Annotated in this window: 21 protein-coding genes and 1 tRNA gene; 14 read left to right on the forward strand and 8 right to left on the reverse strand. The window is 40.4% G+C overall.

From position 1 onward, the window contains the following. Positions 1-387: 387 nt before the first annotated feature. The 5 genes from KXQ82_RS00005 to KXQ82_RS00025 all read left to right on the forward strand — a co-directional run bounded on the left by KXQ82_RS00005 (position 388) and on the right by KXQ82_RS00025 (position 3,951). Positions 388-852 carry a hypothetical protein gene (locus tag KXQ82_RS00005; RefSeq protein WP_219485492.1) on the forward strand — a complete coding sequence of 155 codons (465 nt, stop codon included), beginning with the start codon at positions 388-390 and terminating at the stop codon, positions 850-852. A gap of 14 nt (positions 853-866) precedes the next feature. After that, complete coding sequence (locus tag KXQ82_RS00010; RefSeq protein ID WP_219485496.1) at positions 867-1,529, forward strand: hypothetical protein; 663 nt, start codon at positions 867-869, stop codon at positions 1,527-1,529. After that, on the forward strand, positions 1,513-2,310 hold the full coding sequence (locus KXQ82_RS00015; protein ID WP_219485499.1) for a sensor histidine kinase: 798 nt from the start codon (positions 1,513-1,515) through the stop codon (positions 2,308-2,310). Before KXQ82_RS00010 ends, KXQ82_RS00015 begins: the two co-directional genes overlap by 17 nt. A 1-nt stretch (position 2,311) precedes the next feature. Continuing rightward, entirely contained in the window at positions 2,312-2,959 is a 648-nt protein-coding gene (locus KXQ82_RS00020; protein ID WP_219485503.1) for a response regulator transcription factor, read from the forward strand. 104 nt (positions 2,960-3,063) lie between these two features. Further along, the gene (locus tag KXQ82_RS00025) at positions 3,064-3,951 is read left to right on the forward strand and encodes a dienelactone hydrolase family protein (RefSeq protein ID WP_219485505.1); all 888 of its coding nucleotides are present in this window, start codon (positions 3,064-3,066) and stop codon (positions 3,949-3,951) included. Positions 3,952-4,005: 54 nt separating this feature from the next. On the opposite strand, the gene KXQ82_RS00030 is transcribed toward KXQ82_RS00025, so the two are convergent. Next, positions 4,006-4,197, reverse strand: a complete 192-nt coding sequence (locus KXQ82_RS00030; protein ID WP_219485509.1) for a KOW motif-containing protein — start codon at positions 4,195-4,197, stop codon at positions 4,006-4,008. Between the two features lie 242 nt (positions 4,198-4,439). Here KXQ82_RS00030 and KXQ82_RS00035 point away from each other — a divergent pair, with 242 nt between their 5' ends. After that, complete coding sequence (locus KXQ82_RS00035) at positions 4,440-5,897, forward strand: DUF4365 domain-containing protein (protein WP_219485511.1); 1,458 nt, start codon at positions 4,440-4,442, stop codon at positions 5,895-5,897. Positions 5,898-6,474: 577 nt separating this feature from the next. On the opposite strand, the gene KXQ82_RS00040 is transcribed toward KXQ82_RS00035, so the two are convergent. After that, positions 6,475-6,548, reverse strand: a tRNA-Met gene (locus KXQ82_RS00040). A gap of 184 nt (positions 6,549-6,732) precedes the next feature. On the opposite strand from KXQ82_RS00040, the gene KXQ82_RS00045 reads away from it, so the two are divergent. From KXQ82_RS00045 to KXQ82_RS00065, 5 genes are all read left to right on the forward strand, one after another. Continuing rightward, positions 6,733-7,113, forward strand: coding sequence for an START-like domain-containing protein (locus tag KXQ82_RS00045; protein WP_219485514.1), 381 nt, complete (start codon positions 6,733-6,735; stop codon positions 7,111-7,113). Positions 7,114-7,140: 27 nt separating this feature from the next. Further along, positions 7,141-8,565 carry an LptF/LptG family permease gene (locus KXQ82_RS00050; RefSeq protein WP_219485517.1) on the forward strand — a complete coding sequence of 475 codons (1,425 nt, stop codon included), beginning with the start codon at positions 7,141-7,143 and terminating at the stop codon, positions 8,563-8,565. Positions 8,566-8,580: 15 nt separating this feature from the next. After that, complete coding sequence (locus KXQ82_RS00055) at positions 8,581-8,727, forward strand: START-like domain-containing protein (RefSeq protein WP_219485519.1); 147 nt, start codon at positions 8,581-8,583, stop codon at positions 8,725-8,727. A gap of 18 nt (positions 8,728-8,745) precedes the next feature. Beyond that, complete coding sequence (locus tag KXQ82_RS00060; RefSeq protein WP_219485521.1) at positions 8,746-10,182, forward strand: LptF/LptG family permease; 1,437 nt, start codon at positions 8,746-8,748, stop codon at positions 10,180-10,182. Positions 10,183-10,289: 107 nt separating this feature from the next. Continuing rightward, positions 10,290-11,495, forward strand: a complete 1,206-nt coding sequence (locus KXQ82_RS00065) for a bifunctional 3,4-dihydroxy-2-butanone-4-phosphate synthase/GTP cyclohydrolase II (protein ID WP_219485525.1) — start codon at positions 10,290-10,292, stop codon at positions 11,493-11,495. On the opposite strand, the gene KXQ82_RS00070 is transcribed toward KXQ82_RS00065, so the two are convergent. Next, positions 11,492-15,904 carry a translocation/assembly module TamB domain-containing protein gene (locus KXQ82_RS00070; RefSeq protein ID WP_219485527.1) on the reverse strand — a complete coding sequence of 1,471 codons (4,413 nt, stop codon included), beginning with the start codon at positions 15,902-15,904 and terminating at the stop codon, positions 11,492-11,494. The genes KXQ82_RS00065 and KXQ82_RS00070 overlap by 4 nt on opposite strands. A gap of 95 nt (positions 15,905-15,999) precedes the next feature. On the opposite strand from KXQ82_RS00070, the gene tsaD reads away from it, so the two are divergent. Both tsaD and KXQ82_RS00080 read left to right on the forward strand, forming a co-directional pair. Beyond that, on the forward strand, positions 16,000-17,001 hold the full coding sequence (gene tsaD / locus KXQ82_RS00075; RefSeq protein WP_219485530.1) for a tRNA (adenosine(37)-N6)-threonylcarbamoyltransferase complex transferase subunit TsaD: 1,002 nt from the start codon (positions 16,000-16,002) through the stop codon (positions 16,999-17,001). A 12-nt stretch (positions 17,002-17,013) separates the two neighbouring features. Then, positions 17,014-17,190: a hypothetical protein gene (locus KXQ82_RS00080; RefSeq protein WP_219485533.1), complete on the forward strand. Its 177-nt coding sequence runs from the start codon at positions 17,014-17,016 to the stop codon at positions 17,188-17,190. A gap of 1 nt (position 17,191) precedes the next feature. Here the strand turns inward: KXQ82_RS00080 and KXQ82_RS00085 are convergent, their stop codons facing one another. The 3 genes from KXQ82_RS00085 to KXQ82_RS00095 form a co-directional block, all read right to left on the reverse strand. Continuing rightward, a complete protein-coding gene (locus KXQ82_RS00085) occupies positions 17,192-17,566 on the reverse strand; it encodes a VOC family protein (protein ID WP_219485537.1) in 375 nt (124 codons plus the stop codon). Positions 17,567-17,779: 213 nt separating this feature from the next. Next, a complete protein-coding gene (locus tag KXQ82_RS00090; RefSeq protein WP_219485539.1) occupies positions 17,780-18,487 on the reverse strand; it encodes a hypothetical protein in 708 nt (235 codons plus the stop codon). A gap of 95 nt (positions 18,488-18,582) precedes the next feature. Beyond that, a complete protein-coding gene (locus KXQ82_RS00095; RefSeq protein WP_219485542.1) occupies positions 18,583-20,847 on the reverse strand; it encodes an aconitate hydratase in 2,265 nt (754 codons plus the stop codon). A 320-nt stretch (positions 20,848-21,167) separates the two neighbouring features. On the opposite strand from KXQ82_RS00095, the gene KXQ82_RS00100 reads away from it, so the two are divergent. Beyond that, positions 21,168-21,893, forward strand: coding sequence for a LuxR C-terminal-related transcriptional regulator (locus tag KXQ82_RS00100; RefSeq protein ID WP_219485546.1), 726 nt, complete (start codon positions 21,168-21,170; stop codon positions 21,891-21,893). On the opposite strand, the gene KXQ82_RS00105 is transcribed toward KXQ82_RS00100, so the two are convergent. Continuing rightward, positions 21,849-22,574: a DsbA family protein gene (locus KXQ82_RS00105; RefSeq protein WP_219485548.1), complete on the reverse strand. Its 726-nt coding sequence runs from the start codon at positions 22,572-22,574 to the stop codon at positions 21,849-21,851. The genes KXQ82_RS00100 and KXQ82_RS00105 overlap by 45 nt on opposite strands. Positions 22,575-22,636: 62 nt before the next feature. After that, entirely contained in the window at positions 22,637-22,936 is a 300-nt protein-coding gene (locus tag KXQ82_RS00110) for a hypothetical protein (protein ID WP_219485551.1), read from the reverse strand. Between the last annotated feature and the right edge of the window lie 11 nt (positions 22,937-22,947).

Here is a 22,947-nt window from a genome sequence, read left to right on the forward strand (position 1 = left end):
CTTTATACTTTAGGGCGTTAGCTTCATAATCCTATTATCTCCCCTTTAATTTGGTTTGCCATACACCAATGTTAATAGAATGTGCCGCATAATGCTATGCCAGGCTACAAATTAATCAGCGTAGTAACATAATAATTAATGGTAATCTAAAAAGATAACAAACCGAACTATTTGGCTAAAAAGTAAAGTCGGTTTTTTGAATATTAGTGCGTCTAATGCCCTGTATAACTACTTATAAAATTGAGTAGATATACGTATAATAAATTTACATCACTATCATATATTTGTTAGTAATACGGGCCGTGGATACGTTAAGTACTTAAAACAAATTTTTAATATTTTTTAACAAATCATTCAATAAACTTCACCTAAACACAAAAAACAAAAATGGCAGATTCCCCAACAATTAAATTTTCATGGTTACAATACAACGTTAGCGACATTGAGTCTTTAATGGCAGCTCATCCAAGCATGGATAGCTTTGTATTTGGTTACCTTTTTCCTGAATCAGGCGATGCATTACAACTTGTAGCTTATGTGCACTTATCTGAGGTAAATAAGTACGATCCGCATTATGATGTTTTATCGGTTTACGCAGATGAACCTGCATTATCTGTAAATGGCCCTATTCAGTTATGCGATAATGTGCTTGCTGTTGAAGATATGAGAAAGGAACTCGTAGATGCACACGGTGTAAAGGCTGATTATATAATTTTTGCTCCTATAATAAATGCTGCAAATTATGTCTATTATCAGCTTCAGGCTTATCAAAATGGTGTTGGTGGTGCAAAACCACGCCGTTTGCATGAAGGCGACGATTTTAATACTAATCCATCACCACCTGCAATATAACTGTAGGTTAAAGCATGTTGGAATTTATAACGTTTTTACTTGATTGGTCGGAGGTTTGGGCAATATTAATTCCAGCGGCTATCCTTATCAGAAGAAAACAACCGGAAAAACTTGCTCCGGTTGTTTTTTATGTTTGGATGGCATTATTTATAAATGTTGCTATTGATGTAACCTGGAAATTGCGCACGGTTTTGCCGGCTTCGTATAATTCAAATAACTATTTGTATAACCTGCACTCTGTAGTGCGGTTTTTTTTATTTGCCATATTTTTCATCAGGTTGGAGCAGCCTTTTCTGGCATATATTAAAAAGGCATTAATGGTTATATATGCTTTGTTTTTAATTGTAAATTTTGGATTTTTTGAACGTTTTTTTAATTATTGGCAATTTAGTAATCGCTTATTATCTGTAGAAGCTGTATTGCTTTTATTTTACGTGCTTCAATATTACCTATTCAAAATAGGTGAAGGAATGGAAGTGTTTAGCTATAATTCGGACTTTTGGATAGTAACCGGGCTAGGTGTTTACGTAAGCATTAATTTTTTTATATTCCTTTTATACCATGAGTTAACTGTTCGTATGCAGCACTTCGCTATCAATTTATGGAATGTGCATAATATTACTTTTATAATTTTTAATTTGTTTTTAGCCAAAGGTTTTAATGAATCCAGAGAATGATGATATCCGATTTTATTTGGTAGTGGGCATTGCCGCAATGCTTTTACTGTTTGTAAGCTTTTTGCTTATTTTTATATTCGCTCAACGGAAGCGTATACAGTATCAAAACTCGTTGCAAACATTAAAGGAAAGCCAGCAACACCAGTTAATAGACGCGGCTGTGCGTAGCGAGGAGTCTGAGCGTCATCGTATAGCAGAGGAGCTACATGATGAAGTGGGGGCCATCCTATCGTCAACCAAACTACATGTGTACGGTATAGGCACTGATGATATGGATGAATACCACCAGGTGTTGCATAAAAAGTGTATCGCGTTGCTGGATGATGCTATAATTAAGGTAAGAGGTATATCGCACAACCTGCATTCAAGTATTTTGAAAGAGTTTGGTTTAAATGAAGCAATAAAACACTTTGCCGCTAAAATGAGCTCAGGTACAGTAATGGAAATTACTACAGAACTTGATTATAGTTATATTACAGCCGATCCTAAAGATGATATTAATGTTTACCGGATTATACAGGAATTAACAAATAATATTTTGAAACACGCGCATGCTGATAAGATCCGCATCAAATCGCAGTTTGATAAGAAAATATTGACCATGACAGTTTTGCATAATGGCGATGGGCTTACACAAGCTGATTTTGAGACAAAGAGGTATAACAAAGACGGGCTTGGATTAAAAAACATTCAAAACAGGGCGATACTGTTAAAAGGAAACCTGAATTTTTCGAAGAATGCCAACGGTTCTAAAATTAATATTTTGATTCCACGAAACTAAAATGAGCAAGATAAAAGTTGCTATAGCCGATGATTCCGTCATCTTTAGAGAAGGCCTGAAAGTTAGTTTGTTAGCTGACGAAACATTTGAATTGATATTAGAGGCCGGTAACGGAGAAGAGTTATTGGCAGGTATTGAAAAAGCAATGCCTGATGTTATTTTGATGGATCTTAAAATGCCGGTAATGGATGGCATGGAGGCTACCAAGGCTGTAAAAAAGCGTTATAGTAACATTAAGGTACTTGCTGTAACTATGTATGATGATGAAAACTTCATTATCCATTTAATGGAAAATGGGGCAAACGGCTATCTTTTAAAAAATGCCGACCCGGCAGAAATTAGAAAAGCTATTTATGCCGCTGCCGAAAATGGGTATTACTTTAATGACCTGGTGAGTAAAACACTATTAAAAAAGGTTATAGTAAAACAAAACATAAAGCCCTCGTTCAATAAAAAGGTTGAGTTTACCGACCGGGAACTCGAAGTATTGAAATTGATTTGTAACGAAAAAACAAGTACCGAAATAGGTGAGGCGATATTTTTAAGCCCGCGCTCTGTTGAGGGTATCAGGCAACACTTGCTCGATAAAATAGGTGTGCGCAATACTGCCGGTATAGTAATGTTTGCCGTTAGGAATGGCTTGATATAACGGTGCTTATATCCTAATCGCTCTGAACGCGTAGCGATACTGTTACGTTTTAAGCTTGCAGATTTTTGCAGTCAAATAGTTATTTTTGATTAAAACCATATCCTATGAGCCAGATCAAAAAAGAAGACATCCAACAGGAAGTGTTTGACCTGTATGATGATTACGCCCATGACCGGCTGGACCGCCGTAGCTTTGTACAGAAACTATCGTTATATGCTGTGGGCGGTTTAACTGTACCTGCTCTGATGAGTTTTCTAATGCCGGATTATAAGGGGACGCTCCAGACTAAAATGGACGATTCCCGATTAAAATCTGAATATATTCATTATGATTCGCCAAAAGGCGGCGGTAGCATTAAAGCATTATTATCGGAACCAAAGGATAATAAAAAGAAACTAGGCGGTATTATTGTGGTACACGAAAACCGTGGTTTAAATCCTTATATTGAAGATGTTGCCCGTAGAGCGGCATTAGCCGGTTTTATTAGCCTTGCGCCGGATGCCTTGAGCCCTTTAGGCGGTTACCCCGGTAATGATGATGAAGGCCGCGCCATGCAAAGTAAAAGAGATCCTAAAGAAATGGTGGAGGACTTTTTAGATGCATTTAACTACCTGAAAAATCATCCGGATTGTAATGGCAAGGTAGGTGTAGTTGGTTTTTGTTATGGTGGTGGTATAGCCAATACGCTGGCCGTACGTTTGCCAAACTTGGCAGCAGCGGTACCCTTTTACGGCGCCCAGCCTGTAGCTGATGATGTGCCTAAGATACAGGCGCCTTTATTATTACATTATGCTTCATTGGATACCCGCATAACGGGTGGCTGGCCGGCTTATGAGGCGGCCTTAAAAGCAAATGGTAAAAAATACCAGGCCTATATTTACGAAAATGTGAATCATGGTTTTCATAACGATACAACGCCACGCTATGATAAGGCCGCTGCGGAACTAGCCTGGAAACGGACTATTGACTTTTTTAGCGAGCAACTGAAATAATGATGGATAAGTGTAAGACGATCAGGATTTAGCTGGCAAAATTTGGAGCAATAACTAACGCTCAACAGATACGTTTTTTGCCAGGGTTTTAAATCTGTCACCATTTTCCTGCAACACGGTTATTGTTATGTGGCCGGTCTTACTCGTATTAATATCTTTTACCCGGCCCGTTTTACCCTTGTGCGTGCCACCAATAACCGTGCAGGCTGCACCATCTTTTAAACTGTTATCTGAATCGGTTTGCATATACTACAATGTTAATACACTTAAGCTTATTGAATCCTTTCCCGTAGTCTCCTTTCGATGTTTTTGGAAGGGGATTTTTTTATCTTACCAAAGTTAATAATCAAGTTGTCACTGTTGGTAACTTCTATTTGGAACATCCGAATGAAAAATTAATCTTTAAAGATAACGATCCTACACAATTTTCTAATAGCCTTTAAGCGGATTGGGAAATTAGTTCACCGTAATAAGTATCTTCATAATCAATGGCGAAGTCAAAATCAGCAAATACACCTTCGATTAAGGACAGCAAGCCTACTGGGCATGCCAGAACTACTCCTTCCGAATTGCGATCAGTAAAGCTTTTTTGGGGACTAATGGACGATAAACACATCATGGGCAAACCGGAAGCCTCAGATAAACACCCCAATCATGACGGCATTTTTGAGTTTACGTTGGCTGACGGAACACCAGTAGGCAACTTCGCAGTACAGATCAAAACATTACAAAAACGCTATACCAATAATCCTAAACATCAATGTAAACTTGGCTTTCTTGCTTATTGCCATAAAACCAATCTACCAGTGATTTTAGTTGCGGTCGACCAAGCCCGATCCTTGGTTTATTGGCGTCACATGGATCCTGCCACAATTAACGAAGCCCAGGCAAATATTTCGGGTCAATCCGTGATGATCCCCTTTGCTAATGATCATGTTATCGATTTAGCGCGGCAGGATTATGTCAGGGCATGGCAAACCATCGTCGAGCAAGATGTAGCGTTGCGAAAAAATTCAGACGAGCGTGAACGGGCTTATGAAAGTATGGAAGAGGAATTTAAAGCATTTCGGCAACAATTGGCACCACCAGAAATGCTAAACCAAGAAGAGGTGGCATCTTTTCAGCGGTATCTGGATCAAATCAATTCTATCCTCGACTATGAATTTCCGGTTCTAAAAACTCACGCCTATCCAAATTACTGGAAGATAGGTGTAGCTGTTGCCAAAACGGGCTTGGGTGAGCGTTCTCACTTCATAATCCCTATCGCTTTCGGCAAAAGCGAGCTACCGGTACGCCAACTGGAAATAACCACCGAAAAAGAAATGATGGAAGTCTTTCATCGACAAGGTGCGACCGTATTGTATAGCGGAACGATGGAAAGTATTTTAAACTTCCATGAATATCATGCTTATACCGTGGTAAAAGATGATATATTGCGCGCTTTTAACAAGTCACCGCTATTTGTGCCAGAAGAAAAGCTTGCAAATGAATATTTAGCAGCATTCGTGGGTACTTTTTACGCTTTGCTGGGTTTACACTATAAAGAGCAGCCCATTGCATTAAAGGAACTCCAATATTTATTACATGCTGTTCTGCCTGTGTCCTATGAAACAAGACATAGCGATATCGCTGATGGGGTTACTGACCTTAATTACGGCATTGATAGTGAAAAAGACAGGTTACCACAGCAACATTATAAATATCGCATCGATAAAACGAAAGCATTGCTTCAGGAGGGGTATATACCTCAGTATCGCACGAATACCTATTCTAAACTTTTTTATGTGCCCTTAGTGCATCGATACATTTCTTTTTTATTAGAAGTAGGACAAATTCAATTAATGCCCGTCTTTGCCACCGATCCTTTGCAGCGTAGTCATACGCCTATTCATACTGGCATTCTTAACATGCAGTTAGTGAAGAAAAACCTTCAATTTTTTTTTTAGTCGCATTCAAGAAATATATGAGCGTTATCTCAAAGAGAATTTTAAGCACAGCGTAGATAAAGTTGATTTTTTTGATGGGGCGTCGCTGATGGTATTCGTTCTGCAAACCGTGGGGCATGCGGCTGCGAAACCGTATATAGAGTGCTACCGCATACATGATGACCGCTTCGGGGAACGTCGAATATTGTATTACAATGATACGGATACGGACAATCCGATTGACCGGAAACGATGGTATGTAGACCGCGACCCAACCTGTGTTATTTACGGACAACGTTTTGTCATTTCTTCAATGACCGTTACGCCAATCGACTTTTTATTTGAGCGGTCGCCGTCCTATGCTTTTATCAATAAACAGATATTGAAAAGGTTGGAAAGTTACTTGGAAAAAAAGGCACGCTCACCACGAAATTTATTTATAGAACCAGTGAGCGATAGCGATTCCATTATAAATTAGTAATGTATAGGTTATAGAAGGACTGCTTTACGGGTTATGAGTCTTAGAAACTTGTTGTACCCATGTTGTACCAAAATAAAGCAGCCCATTGCATTTTACTACAACAGGCTGATTATCAAGTAGCGGGGAGCAGGATCGAACTGCCGACCTTAGGGTTATGAATCCTACGCTCTAACCATCTGAGCTACCCCGCCGTTTTGCATTTGTTGATAAGTGGTTTGCTTATCATGCATTTATTTAATTGCAACTACTTACCTTACGGCTGTGTTACCCCTTTTTTAAAAAGGTTTGCAAATATAGCAGAAATTCGTTTCCTTTAGAAAAAATGTTAACATTTACCACCTAAGTAATTTATAACCCTGTACTGTACACATCATCATGTCGGAAAAGAAAAAATTTAATATAGAATACGAAATAAAGTCGTCTCCAAGAATACTGTATAGCTTTCTGAATGAACCCAATGGGTTGGCACAATGGTTTGCCGATGATGTGAACGTAAGAGACTCGATCTACACCTTTACCTGGGATGGCGAAGAACAAAAAGCAAAATTGGTGGGATTAAAAGAATATAAATCGGTAAAGTTTAAATGGATGGACGATGAACCTCAGTGCTACTTTGAGATGGAAATTATCCAGGATGAGCTTACCAATGATGTTGCCCTTAGTGTTACAGATTTTGCTCCCGAAGAAAACATTGCCGAACGTAAATTGATATGGGATAATCAGATTGATTACCTTATCAGCGTTATAGGTGCATAGGGAGAATAAGCGCCCTATTTTTGTATTGTGAAAAAGATACACCTGCTAATTTTAAAAGCCTTTATCAGGCCTTTCATTGTAACCTTTTTCATTGTGATGTTTGTGTTTTTGATGCTTTTCCTGTGGAAATACATCGATGATATGGTGGGTAAAGGCTTCGAATGGTATACCATCCTCAAACTCATGATGTATGCCTCGGTAACCAACGTTGCCATGGCACTGCCCCTGTCGGTACTTCTCTCTTCTATCATGACTTATGGTACGCTCGGCGAAAACTACGAACTCGTAGCGATTAAATCAGCAGGCATATCATTAACCCGGGCGCTTTATCCTATGATTATTGTGGTGAGCATACTGGCCATATCTGCCTTTTTCTTTTCCGATTATACGTTGCCGGTAGCTAACCGCAAGTTTTTGACGTTGTTGTATGACGTTCGCGAACAAAAATCGGCAAAATTGATCAAGGTGGGGGTTTTTAATAACAGCTTCCCGGATTATAGCATACGTGTAGGTCGTAAAGACGCGGATAATCAACGTTTGTACGATATCATGATTTATCAAAAGAACAAAAGCAAAGCCGGTAACGATATTATTTTCGCCAAAGAGGGGGTAATGACCCGCTCGCGTGATAATTCGTACTTAATTCTCAAACTAAAAAACGGGGTGCATTACCAGGAATCAAGCGGCGAGAATGTTTATAACCCACGTCAAAAATTTACACGTTTTTATTTTAAAGAGACTTCTCAAAAGCTGGATTTGTCGGGCTTTACACTGCATCGCACAAACGATTCACTTTTTAATGGGGCTTTCCAGATGATGAGTTCAAAACAATTGATGTATACTTTTAAAACCGTTACAAAGCAAACAGGAGAATTAGAGAAAAACAACTATGCTATTATTACACCCAACATCAAATATTTTGTTGTTCCGCACCAGCCTGTACCACCAATCCCGGTTATTATTCCGTATGGTAAAGTAATTGATGCCATACCGGCCGATCAACAAGCCAATGCCATTCAAAATGCAAGTATGGAAGCAAAGATCATCAAGAACATTATGGGTGATAAAGTGGTAGATTATATGCAAAGGCAAAATGATCTGCGCAAATACCTCGTTGAGTATCAGAAAAAATTTACCCTATCGGCTGCTTGTATAATGCTGTTTTTAATAGGAGCGCCTCTGGGAGCCATTATCCGCAAAGGCGGCCTGGGATTACCGGTAGTGATATCGGTAATATTCTTTCTTATCTATTTTATGATAACCAGTATTGGCGAAAAAACTGCGCAAAACGGCACGCTGTCTCCCATCTTAGGTGCCTGGATGGCTATTATTATACTAACGCCTATCGGGTTATTCTTATCATACAAGGCCTCTAATGACTCTGTGTTATTTGATGCCGAAATGTATAAGCGCTGGATAAATACCCTGGTAGCCAGGTTTAAAAAAGGGTAAGTACATTTGCGTAAGATGGGAGTTATCCCGCAGGGGCTTACCAATGATGCTGCCCTTAGCGTTACAGATCGTGCTCCGGAAGAAAGTATTGCTGAACGTAAATTGATATGGGATAATCAGATCAATTACCTTATCAGCGTTATAGGTGCATGGGGAAAATAAATTCCCTATTTTTGTATTGTGAAAAAGATACACCTGCTAATTTTAAAAGCCTTTATCAGGCCATTCATCGTAACCTTTTTCATTGTGATGTTTGTATTGCTGATGTTATTTCTGTGGAAATACATTGACGACCTGGTTGGAAAAGGCTTTGAATGGTACACCATACTTAAACTTATGATGTATGCCTCGGCAACCAATGTTGCTATGGCGCTGCCCTTGTCGGTACTCCTCTCTTCTATCATGACTTATGGTACCCTGGGCGAAAACTACGAGCTTGTAGCCATCAAGTCTGCCGGTATATCATTAACCCGGGCGCTTTACCCCATGATCATAGCAGTTAGTATGCTGGCCGTATCTGCTTTTATTTTTTCGGATTATATGCTGCCGGTAGCTAACCTTAAGTTTTTTTCGCTTTTGTATGATGCCCGGCAGCAAAAATCAGCCAAGCTGATCAAGGTTGGAGTTTTTAACAGCAGTTTTCCGGGCTATACCATACGTGTAGGCCGTAAGGATGCTGATAACCAGCGTTTGTACGACATAATGATATACGAGAAGACCCTCAATCCCGGAGGGAATAATGTGATATTTGCTAAGGAAGGTGTAATGACACGTTCGCCCGATAATTCATTTTTATTGTTAAAATTGAAAAACGGCGTTCGGTACGAAGAGTCGGCCGCAGAGAACGGGTATAATCAAAGACAAAAATTTACGCGCTTTTACTTTAAAGAAACGGAGCAAAAACTCGATCTATCAGCCTTTAGTTTACACCGTACGCCCGAAAACTTGTTTAAGGGCTCGTTCCAAATGCTGAGCTCAAAACAACTGATAGATACTTTTAAAGTTGCACAAAAGCAGTTTGTGCAATTGAATATTAACAACTACGTAATAATTACACCTAATATAAGGTACTTTATAGTACCACACAGCCCTGTTCCGCCTATAAAAACAGTGATACCACATCATAAAGTTATTGATGCTATTCCTGCGGATGCGCAATTGGCCGCTATTCAAAACGCGGCATCAGAAGCCACCATCATTAAAAACATGATGGGTGACAAGGTTACCGATTATTTGAACAGGGAAAGCATTTTGCGCAGGTACAAAGTAGAGTATCAAAAAAAATTCACCTTATCTGCAGCTTGTTTAATGTTGTTTTTAATAGGAGCGCCATTGGGGGCTATTATACGTAAAGGAGGCTTAGGTTTGCCGGTTGTAATTTCGGTTATCTTTTTCCTTATCTACTTTATTGTATCCAGCATAGGCGAAAAGTCAGCACAGAATGGTTCATTATCGCCCATATTTGGAACATGGATAGCCATTATCATTTTAACACCTATTGGCCTGTTCTTATCGTACAAAGCGGCAAACGATTCCGTATTGTTTGATATGGATATTTACAGACGAGGTTTTACAAACCTGGTAAAACAGGTAAAGCGTAAATTTGCCCGTAATTGATTTTACACTAAACCGACCAGCTTAGTTGCAGAGTTGCGTATTTTTGTATAAATATTGATAACCAGTGGCTTGACAATGAATTATCAATATACTAATATTTTGAAAGCATGTTAAACAGCATACACGAAGCGATTGAAGATATAAAAGCCGGTAAAATTATCATTGTAGTTGATGATGATGACCGCGAGAACGAAGGTGATTTTTTAGCTGCCGCACAATTTGCAACACCCGAGGTAATAAACTTTATGGCCCGTTACGGGCGCGGGCTGATCTGCGCGCCTATTACCCAAAAACGTGCTACCGAATTAGATCTCCTGCCAATGGTGGGCCATAATACTTCATCGCACGAAACTGCTTTTACCGTATCTGTTGATTTGATAGGTAATGGCTGTACTACAGGCATATCAGCAACAGACCGTTCAAAAACCACATTGGCATTGATAGATCCGGCTACAAAACCGGAAGACCTGGGCAGGCCGGGGCACATATTCCCCCTGATAGCAAAAGACGGTGGCGTAATACGTAGGGCCGGCCATACCGAAGCCGCTATTGATTTTGCTGTAATGGCAGGTTTGGAGCCTGCGGGGCTGATCTGCGAGATTATGAAGGAGGATGGTGAGATGGCGCGTGTGCCCGATCTGATGATCATGGCTAAAGAATTTGATATGAAGATCGTATCTGTTAAGGACCTGATAGCATACCGCCTGGAGCACGAAACGATGATACGTAAGGAAGTATCGGTTAAGCTGCCTACAGAGTTTGGAGTTTTTGATATGGTGGCTTACACGCAGTTAGATACAGGCGAGAACCACCTTGCCCTGGTGAAAGGAAGCTGGGAGGATAAAGAACCAGTTTTGGTACGGGTTCACAGCTCATGCGTAACAGGCGATATATTTGGCTCATGCCGGTGCGATTGCGGGCCGCAGCTACACAAAGCCATGGAGATGATAGAGAAAGAAGGCAAAGGCGTGATCGTATACATGAACCAGGAAGGCCGCGGGATAGGCCTTATTAATAAACTTAAAGCATATAACCTGCAGGAAAATGGTTTTGATACCGTTGACGCTAATTTGCAGTTAGGCTTTAAAATGGACCAGCGCGATTATGGTATTGGCGCCCAGATATTACGCAGCCTCAACATCACACAAATGAGGTTAATGACCAATAACCCTAAAAAGCGTGCGGGACTTGTTGGTTACGGGTTAGAGGTTATTGAAAATGTCGCAATGGAGATCGTACCTAATCAGCACAACGAAACTTATTTACGGACTAAGCGCGATAAAATGGGACATTCCATTTTATTGAACCACTAATCGTCGTCTTCGTTTGCCAGTGGGGTTGGTTTTGATTTGTTAACATTGGTTGAATCCTTTTTTGCAGGAGCATTACGCCCGCCGCCAAAAATGTTTTTGAAAAACTCGCCAAACGTATCAAAATCGCGCCGGTAAATTAAGCCCAATCCATTTACATACGTAGGTACCGCTAATGGATTGTTAAGCGTGTTTATTGTGGTGTTATTTAATGCCCGGTAAGAGTACGTTCCCAATAACCGCCCGTCCTTCCGGATAAGGTATTGGATACCAAAATCTTTTGTTAAGTTGTTAAAGTTGGAGCTTAACAAAGTTTGCGAATTAGTGCCTGTGCCGCCAAATAAGTCGCCCTGATTGTTAAATAAGCTACCACTAAGCAATAACCTGTCGTTAAAAAAGTGAAAGGTTGCACTGGCTTCCTGTGCCGATTTAATGTTAATATCAACACCCTTAATATTAGTTTGGGCAAACAGGCTGTTAAACTGGTTAAACACATATTCTGTTAACGCATCCTGGGCGGTATTGCGCACCGTACTGTTTAAATTATTGTTGGCGGTTGATGAGAACTGGCGGCGTACAATTAAGCTTACGGCCTGCAGGCTCCGGTTGGTATTATCGTTTAAATATGTACTCAGATCATCCTTTATATTCGGGTCTGTGGGGAAATTAAAATCGAAATCAATATTTGGTTTGATCAGCGGCCCGCTTAAACCTAATTGTGCCTGCACTAATTCAAACTTGCTTGGCGAGGAAGACCCGGCGGCCTGGTACAAAACAGCAACATCGGCCCTTACATCATATGTTGCTTTAAGATTAATGGTAGCATTGGTTGGATCACCGGCCCAGCTAATGGTACCGCCTTGCGAAACCTCGAATAATTTACTGATCACACTTTTGGCTGTGAACTCAAACTTACCCGACGATATAAGGTATGAGCCATACATATCAAAATCACCAAGGCTGCTTATCCGCAGGTTTAAATCGCGGGCAGTTCCGTTACCGGTTAAAACACCATAATCGGTATAAATTTTAACAGTGGTTTTTTCATCTGCCGAAAGGTCGAAATTAAGTTTTATGCCTTTAAAAATATTGTGCCTTTTTATATTCTTAAGCGTGTCTTTAGGGTTAACATAACGGATAAAATCATAGTCAGATGCTGTACTTGATGTATTTAACGGAATGTTAAAAACAGTCCCTTCATTGGTTGTGGCTTTGATATCAATGCTCATATCATCAACCGGGCCTTTAAACGAAAAATCACCCGTGCCATAAGCCGTACCATAGTATAAGCGGTTATCCCTGTATGTTGTGTTGAGGGCTAACAAACGGGTAGCCCTGACCGCAACATTAAGATCGGGGTTTGAAAGTTCCTTACTCAGGTCAACTGTTCCATTAGCAATACCCTCGCCGCCCTGGTTATCTTTTATGCTCAGGTTATCAATTTTAATCAGGCTATTTTCAATAGTTACCTTATCATTAATTATATATGGCGTTTTAAGATAGTTTACAGTTAAGCCGGTATTTTGTAAGGTAAGCGTACCATTTATTAACGGCTTGAATATAGTGCCTGTTAGTTTCAGATCGGATGAGATGGCTCCTTTTAAATTTGAGACCAGGCTTTTTACAAAGGGCTCTAAAATAATAGCCTGGGTTTGGTTCATTTTAACAACAAAATCGAGGGTGTTATCAGTTGGGGCCAGGTCATAAGTGCCGCTTGCATTCAGGGTTTCCAGGCCCCGGTTAAATACACTTAATTTTGAGTTGAGCACTTTATCAGTACTGTTCAAGCGGGTGTTAAATTTAACATCGCCAAGTAAGGTTTTATTAAAGGACAACGAATCAATGGTAAGATCGGATTCAAACCCAATTTTGCCGGTTATTGATGCGACATTGATATCGCCATTCATGGTGCCATTTAAATAAATACCACTGGCTTTACTTAACTGGTCGAGCGTATTCATATTAAACTTATCAAAAGTAAGCTTTAACATGTCAGCCGGATCGGGTGAGATAATGCCATTGATCTTTACCTTCTGGGGGCCATTGGATAGCTCAAACCCATCTATCTTTGTTTTGCCGCCTGCTATTTTTATCTGAACGTTCTCTTTGAGTTTCCATGTTTTATTTTCCAGGATAATGTCAGATGGTAACAGTTGCAAGGCTGTGGTGGTGTCGCTGTTAAATTTGAACAAGCCATAAAGATCGAGCTGGTTCACAGCATTCTTATCAGATAGTTTTATATTGAAGTTTAAACTGTCGCGCTTTAAAAAGTTTGATATGTTGATGTCTTTTACAAACAGGCTATCGCTAAAATTTACTTTATTTAAAGCAACGTTGAGGTTGAGCAGGTTATCGCTTGTGCTTTCATCAATAACCAGGTCATGAAAAACAATATTATTGTATTTTATCGTTTTTACAGACCCGGTGAGCACCGCGGTTTTATCTATCGAGTTAAATTTGCCTATAAAGCTGCCCTGATCGGGCAGGCTCAATTCGGGTGCAAAAAATTGGGTAAGCGGCTCAAGGTTTCGTATTTTGAAGTTGAACTCAAAATTTTGCGGTTTAATAGCCGCTACACTTGTTTTTAAGGATGGGATATATTTTTTGGCTATTGATTTAAAGTAATCGGGTAATGTGCCAAGGTCATAATTACCTGCTAAACTACCTTCGGCAAGGTCCGATTGTAATATCAGCTTACGCGAATTTTCTACTCCTGAAGCTTTAAAGTAAACAGAATCAATAAAATAGTTTTTGCCGGGCTTTTGCAGGTGTATGGTTTTAAGCAATATGCTGCCATCAATATTGCTGATGTTTGTACCGGTAAAGTTGGTGGTTAGTTCGGCGTCAACGCCAACGGTGTCTTTTAATAATTTAAGCTGGTTAAGCTTGGCTCCTTTTATGCTGGCATAAAAAGTAAATACAGGTAATTTATTACTCAGGTCAATATCACCCGAAAAATCAAGGTGCAGGTTTTTATCATTTACCAATACGCCGCCAACAAATTTCTTTTTGTTAAAGGTGCCGTTAACGGTGAGGTTATTATAACGATACCCCTTAAAATCAAAATAGGTTAATTTGGCATCGAGGTTATTGGCTAAATTTTTAAGCTCGGTACCACGGCCTTTAATATTGCCTGTAAAGGTGGTACGGCCCAGCAGGTCATTATCTGTTAATGTGCCCAGGTCAAAATCGTGCGTGTTTATTTTGCCGCTGTAGCTTGGCACACCTTGCTTATCTATCTTTAAGTTAATATCCGAGTTAAACCTGCCCAGCTTGGTTTTAAATTCGCCATAAGCGATAAAGTCGTTTTGAAAACCGGTGAATTGCCCGCTAAAATTGATGTTACCAAACTTGGCTACTACATCGGGCACGTGCCGGTTAGGTGTGCCGGTAAACCTGCTGTAAAGCAAGTCGATATCTTTTTTGTTGGATGATATTTGATCGAACTTTAAGTCGAGAAAAGTTTTATCCCAGTTGGGCAGGCCTTTTAAATTGAAATCGCCTTTTATGTAAGTTGCCTGCCCGGCGGTAACCATCAGGTTTTTAGCTTTTAAATTATTTACAAGCCCTTTAATACGGCCATTGAGGCCAAGGTCGAAAAATATGTTTTTAAGGTTAATGGTAAAAAAAGCCACATCGAGCGATGATACGTGCGAGGTTTTAAAATGGGCGTCCATGTATACCTTGTTCTCATAATCCGAAAAATCTTCGAAAGATTTGAACTTCATTTTATAGTAATCCTTTACTAATGAACGGTTGGTTTCCAGTGTAAGGTTTTTCAGCTCGATCTGGTTGGTGTCAACTACGGCGTTGGCTGTTAAGTTTTTTAAATTAAAACCACTTTTTTCAAGCAGGGTTAGTTGATGTATATCCGCTTTAAACAAATGATGTTTAATATCGAGCCCGGTTAACACTACCGAAAAGCGTTTTACATCAATATCATCAAAATTTACATGATCGGGAATGGTAATTTCGTGACTCAGATAGTTGCGGTACCTGAATCGTAGGTTGTTTAACGTAAACTGCTTGAAATCGATTTTCCAGGGTTTGTCAACGGTTTTTACCGTATCGTTGGATTTGAAAGCATCCAGTATAAATTTAAAATTGCTGGTACTGTCTTTTTGCCTTTTGATATATACCGAACCGTTATCTAACTGTATGTTTTTAAAAATTAGCGTACGGTTTTGTATACTGCTGAAGATGGAGAAATCCAACAGATCTACAGATAATTTTGGTGTATTGAGCAGGGTGTCTTTTTGTTTATCTAAAACAAACAAATCTTCTAATACTACCGATGAGAACGGTTTGATATACAGGCTTTTTATACCTACCGTTGTACCCAGTTTGGTTGAAAGATAGCTTGTAGCCTTTTTAGCGGCCCATGTTTGTACAGGTTTGTATTGAAACAGCAAAAGTATGGTGCTGATGAGTACCACCAATACCAATACTATCCATAAAACTATTTTGAGCAGTTTTTTAATAACTTTGTAGCGTTAAAATATTTAAAGTGCCAGTAATACTCGGAATAGAATCTTCTTGCGATGAAACCTCAGCCTCTGTTTGTGTTGACGGTAATATACTAAGCAATATTATTGCCAATCAAACAATCCATGCGGCTTATGGCGGCGTTGTGCCCGAACTGGCATCGCGCGTACATCAGCAAAATATCATTCCGGCTGTACAGCAGGCAATTATTAACGCAAAAGTAAGCAAAAATGATATTGATGCCGTAGCTTTTACACGCGGACCCGGACTTTTAGGCTCATTATTAGTTGGGGTGTCTTTTGCCAAGAGTTTCGCACTGGCTAAAAACCTGCCGTTGATTGAGGTAAATCACATGCAGGCACATATTTTAGCGCATTTTATTGGCGATCATAAGCCTAAGTTTCCATTTCTTTGCCTCACCGTTTCTGGCGGACATACGCAAATAGTTTTGGTAAAGGACTATTTTGATATGGAGATCATCGGCCAGACACTGGATGATGCCGCGGGCGAAGCTTTAGATAAAACCAGCAAAATACTTGGTTTGCCATATCCCGGCGGGCCGCTGATTGATAAATACGCGCGCTTGGGTAATGCCAATGCATATGCTTTCCCCGAGCCAAACATACCCGGTTTTGATTTTAGCTTTAGCGGCTTAAAAACAGCGATACTCTATTTTATCCGTGACAACGTAGCTGCCGACCCGCAATTCCTGGAAAAGAATATGCCCGACATTTGCGCTTCGGTGGAGCAACGAGTGGTAACTATTTTGCTGAATAAGTTGAAAAAGGTAGCCGAAAAATATAACATTACACAGTTGGCCTTAGCCGGAGGGGTATCGGCAAATACGGGTTTACGCCAGGGCCTTACCAATTTGTGCGAAAGCAAAGGCTGGGAAAGCTTTATCCCTAAGTTTGAGTACTGTACCGATAATGCAGCCATGATAGCCATTGCCGGATATTACAAATATTTGAATAATGAATTTGTTGGGCAGGATGTTGCCCCGTTGGCACGTATGCCGTTTTAATGATTTTGAGATATGGAATTTAATGCAGCTTCTTTAATTTTTTGGGCAATATTTGTAGTGCCAATGGTAGCGGGTTTAGGCTGGATACTTTGGCAGGATAAACGCCGCCGTAAAAGCGGGCTCATTATGCTGGTCGTGCTGGTTGTAGTGGCTGTTGTTTATATGTATGTGCGTACAAAGGGGCTGTAAGCTACTCGTCCTCGGCAAAGGTGAGCACGTAATCGTTACAATCTTTTATCGAAAACTCGGTAGCGCCATAAAAGGTTTTTTCGAGGCCTTTTAGTATGGTTACTTTATCTTTTATCTCTTCGAAAAAACCGCGGATATTTTTGATGTTGATATAAAATAAAAGCGAGCCGCCATCTGTACGGCTGATATCGCTTAGCTCTTCGCCCAGGCTGGTAAAGGTTTGGAACATCATGGTTACGCCGCCATTCTTCATCATCGCCCAAACGAAATCGCCTTCTTCGGGTACCGTCATCGCGACAGTAAAACCAAGTAATTTGTAGAACGCTATTGTTTCGTTTATGTCTTCGACGAATATGTTAGGGGTTAGTGCTTCCATTTTTCTAAAATACAAGGGATATGGTGATGTTACAAGCACCAATGGATATTTAATAATAACTTAATGTAACTATGGTTTCTATTAGTTAAGTGAAATGAATTGATAAAGTGTAATTGTGTATTGTACTGGTAGTAACTACGGAGAAAAACTCTTGTTTTTTTCTACAAACAGGTAGCCCCGATGGGCATATTTACATTACTCAATAATGTCCAATTAGTTACCGTAATTAGCAAGCTTATCGTAATCGATATCTGGTTTTTGTGATGTGATAATACAACCAAGATATTCAGTTCCTGCATCATTAAAATAGAATGTTTTACCTGACCGGTTTATTTTATGTTGGATGTATACAGTTATCATTTGTTCATCTTCGGCTCTTAAGCGAAGATTACTTTCAAGTTCCAACCAGCCTTCGATATTATAAAACATATCATTAGGTGGCGAAACTAATGTTTGATAAAGCCTTTTTGTACTTTCCACATTGACAGAGCTTGCCGATTGGTTGTACGCGCTCGATTCTCCAATAACCTGTTTAATTAATGGAATGTCAAGTTTTGGATTGCGGTAAATGTCATCTCTATTTAAATAGGCTTGAATAAGTTTCTTAACTGATATAACATCAAATTCAATATCTGTATTTTTATATTGTGCCCCATCACGGTTAACCTGGAAGTTTTTTAGAAGAACCCTGTTAAGATATTTTCTAATAGCAATTTGGTAAATACAGTGATCTGTCCAGCTTCTCGAAAAGTGCAGTGTATCGTTTATTACAAACACATTCCATTTATCATCCATACCTGACGAATATATCCCTTGTTCAAAGACGGCGAACTCTTCGTGTGAAATATAGACTCCAAGTTCTGCCTGATCAAATTTTGTCGGGAACGAATTGATTATTTGTATTTTTCTCGATTCTGTCATTGCTAAATTCCGATTATACGAACTTACAAAACTTCCCAAACAAAAAAAGCTCCCCAAAAAATCGGAGAGCTTTATGCTTTTCGCTTTAAACTTAATTAAGCTTGTTGACGGCGAATAATGTTTAACGCGCCACCTGCTTTGAACCACTCAATTTGTTGCTCATTGTAAGTGTGGTTAACATCAATGGTATCGGTTAAGCCGCCTTTGTGGTGGATAACAACCTGCAGTGGTTTACCCGGCGTAAAGCTTTGTAAGCCTACGATATCGAATGTATCGTCTTCCAGAATCTTATCATAATCGGCAGGGTTGGCAAATGTCAGGCCAAGCATACCTTGTTTTTTAAGGTTGGTTTCGTGTATACGTGCGAACGATTTTACCAAAATAGCGCGTACACCTAAGTGACGTGGCTCCATAGCGGCATGCTCACGTGACGAACCTTCACCGTAGTTCTCATCACCTACAACGATAGAACCAATACCTGCTGCTTTGTAAGCGCGCTGTGTTGCCGGAACCGGGCCGTATTCGCCTGTCAGTTCGTTTTTAACTGTATCTGCTTTATCGTTAAAGTAGTTGATAGCACCGATGAGCATATTGTTAGATATGTTATCTAAGTGACCACGGAACTTCAACCATGGGCCTGCCATAGAAATATGATCGGTTGTACATTTACCTTTGGCTTTTATCAAAAGCTTTAAGCCGGTAATATCAGTACCTTCCCATGCCGCGAAAGGATCAAGCAATTGTAAACGGGTTGATTTAGGGTCAACCTTAACTTCTACTTTGCTGCCATCTTCGGCCGGGGCCTGATAGCCTGCATCTTCCACAGCGAAACCTCTAACCGGTAACTCGATACCCAGTGGCTCGTCAAATTTAACCTGCTCGCCTGCGGCGTTGGTTAAGCTGTCGGTTAACGGGTTAAAGGTTAAATCACCTGCAATAACAAATGCGGTAACAATTTCAGGCGAAGCCACGAACGCGTGTGTGTTCGGGTTGCCATCCTGGCGTTTTGCAAAGTTACGGTTGAACGAGGTGATGATAGAGTTTTTACGTGTAGGATCGTCGGTATGACGTGCCCACTGGCCAATACACGGACCACAAGCATTTGCCAATACCACACCGCCCATACTCTCGAAGGTACCTAAGTAACCATCGCGTTCAACAGTGTAACGTACCAGCTCAGAACCCGGGGTAATGGTAAACTCGGCTGCTGTTTTTATGTTTTTGCTTACCGCTTGTTCAGCTATTGATGCCGCGCGGGTAATATCTTCATAAGATGAGTTGGTACATGAACCGATCAAACCAACTTCCAGTTTAGTAGGCCAGTTGTTCTCTTTTACCGCGTTAGCGAATTTTGAGATAGGCCAAGCCAAATCAGGAGTGAACGGACCGTTTACATGCGGCTCCAAAGTGTTCAGGTCAATTTCAATTACCTGGTCAAAGTATAACTCAGGATTAGCGTAAACTTCAGGATCGCCGGTTAAGTGTTCTTTAACGGTGTTGGCCAGATCAGCTATCTCGGCACGCTCGGTACCACGCAGGTAAGCTTCTGATTTTGCATCGTAACCAAAAATAGAAGTGGTAGCGCCAATTTCGGCACCCATGTTACAGATGGTACCTTTACCTGTTGCAGAAAGCGACTCAGCGCCTTCGCCAAAGTATTCAACTATCGCGCCTGTACCACCTTTTACAGTAAGGATACCTGCAACTACCAGGATTACGTCTTTAGCTGATGCCCAGCCCGACAGTTTACCTGTTAATTTAACACCGATCAGTTTAGGGAATTTAAGCTCCCATGGCAAGCCGGCCATTACGTCGCAGGCATCGGCACCGCCAACACCTATGGCAACCATACCCAAACCACCCGCGTTAGGCGTGTGAGAATCGGTGCCGATCATCATACCGCCCGGGAAAGCGTAGTTTTCTAAAACAACCTGGTGAATGATACCGGCTCCGGGTTTCCAGAAACCAATACCGTATTTATCTGATACAGAAGCAAGAAAGTCATAAACCTCTTTGTTCTGGTCTTTTGCTGTGGTTAAGTCAGTATCGGCGCCTATTTTAGCCTGGATCAGGTGATCGCAGTGTACGGTTGATGGTACGGCAACCTGCGGCCTGCCTGCCTGCATAAACTGCAATAATGCCATTTGTGCGGTAGCATCCTGCATAGCAACACGATCGGGTGCAAAGTCAACATAGTCAACACCACGAGCGTAAGCATTGCTTGCGTTGCCTTCGGTAAGGTGAGTGTATAAAATTTTCTCGGTTAGAGTAAGGGGTTTACCTGTTGCTTTGCGGGCGGCTTCAACACGGCTGCCTAAGCGGGCGTAAACCTTTTTGATCATGTCTAAATCAAACGCCATAATATTGATCTTTTTTATGTGAAAAGTATTTAAAAAACAAATTGCGACCTGCTTTTTAAAGTGTGCGGCGAATGTACAAAATTTAGTATGGAAATGATAATGAAAGGATTGGGAAATTTTATTTAGAAATGTTATAAATAGAGACGGCGGTAAATGCGCCCGCTTAAATCTGAAGCATATCTAATTGTTTTTTAGCTAAAAAATTAATGCATTGTTAATCAGGGTATTATTTAATGCAGCTTCTTTTTTTCGGAATGTTCTCTAACATGTCAATAAAATAAATTAATAACTATTATAATTGCTTTTTGTTTAATGTTTTTATGATCGATATCCCCGTATCTTCCACACCTAATGAGAAAAGTATAAAGGAGTTAATAGCCACACTCCATTTGCTGCCCGGTATATTTATTATACACCAGCTGCCGGATTTTGTGGTAAGGTACATGTCGCCTAACGGATTGGATATGTTGGGCCTTACCCTGGAAGAAGTGTGCAGCATGACTGCCGCTCAATATTTTGAACGTTTTTTTAACCCTGAAGATGTGTACCAGTATGCGCCTAAGGTACGGGCATTTTTAGAGCGAAACGACGAAAGCTCTATCTCGTATTTTCAGCAGGTGCGTTTGAAAAATAACCCCAATTGGGTTTGGCACCTTAGCGTTACGCGGATATTAACCCGTGATGAGAATGGGAAGCCTGTATTATCGATAACAACGGCACACCCGATAGAATCGCACCAGCATGTTACAGTTAAGGTGGACAGGCTACTGGCTGAGAATGAATTTTTACGACAAAACTACACGCAGTTTTCAAAACTATCACAACGGGAACGCGATGTTTTGCGTTTAGAGGTTCTGGGACAAAATTCACAACAGATAGGGGAGCAATTGTTTATCTCGCCCGAAACGGTAAAAACGCACCGTAAAAATATTAACAGGAAACTGAATGTAAAATCAGCATACGAGCTATCGCTTTACGCGCGCGCGTTCGACCTGGTGTGTCTATTCATTACAAGCTCCAGCGTTGTTTGTAGCTTGTGCGCCTGATAGTTCTTTTTCGATGAGCTTGCTATAATAATTTACCGACATTGCTCCCATTGTTACATTGCCGTTTACAACAATAGCCGGTGTACCGGTTATACCCACGCGATGGGCTTCGGCAATATCTTCGTCTATTTTATTTTTATAAGTATGTTTTTGCAGTGCTGCCTTAAACTTTACAGTGTCAATTTGCTTGCTGCTTACCCATTTTGATAGTGTGCTGATATTGAGGTTGCGCTGGTTATCGAACATGATATCATGAAGTTCCCAAAACTTACCCGTTTCATTGGCATAAGCCCCGGTTTCGGCAGCTAAAACAGCATGTTGGTGTATATCGAGCGGCAAAAAGCGGAAATACACTTTAACAAGGCCCTTATCTACATATTTGCTTTTAATTTGCGGAAAAACCTCGCGTGCAAATACTTTGCAAAACTCGCATTCAAAATCAGAGAAAATAGTCATGATAACTTTAGCGGAATCAGCCCCTATAGCCGGTGATGTTTTGCTGAAAGTTAATTTTACAGGAGCGGCAACCGGGGCAGCGGCAGCAGAAATATCGGCAATTTTTTTATTGAGTTTATTGATGCGCCTGTGTAAAATAAAGGTATAGGCAAATAACACAATTAAGATACCTCCTTGCAGGGTGTATATCAAAAAATCGATACGTGTATTTTTAGTACTAAACATTAATATAGCATAGCGTTATAAAATGCGGCAGCCAACTATGGGCTGCCGCATTTTAATAAATGTTAGTTGCAGTAACCGCAGGAAGGTGCGCTTGATGTTTTAATTTGGTTATAAGAACTACAAACCGATTGCACCTGCGCATTTGATAGCGCTTTACCATCAAGGCAGCGGTAGGCATAGGCGGCACCGCAAAAGGCATCAAGCTGGCCATCTTTTGTGGGGCTTTTGTAACTGCCGGAGCATACGCCGCTCGATGAACTTGAACTTGGTTTTGGTTCCTCATCATCGTCTAAAAGATCGCAGGAAGCTAAAGCAGCTACTGCAAAAAAGGTGGCGAAAAAGAGTAGAAATGTTTTTCTCATAATTTTTTGAT

Origin of the sequence: Mucilaginibacter rivuli (genome assembly GCF_019391655.1) — a bacterium.
Classification (GTDB): Bacteria; Bacteroidota; Bacteroidia; order Sphingobacteriales; family Sphingobacteriaceae; genus Mucilaginibacter; species Mucilaginibacter rivuli.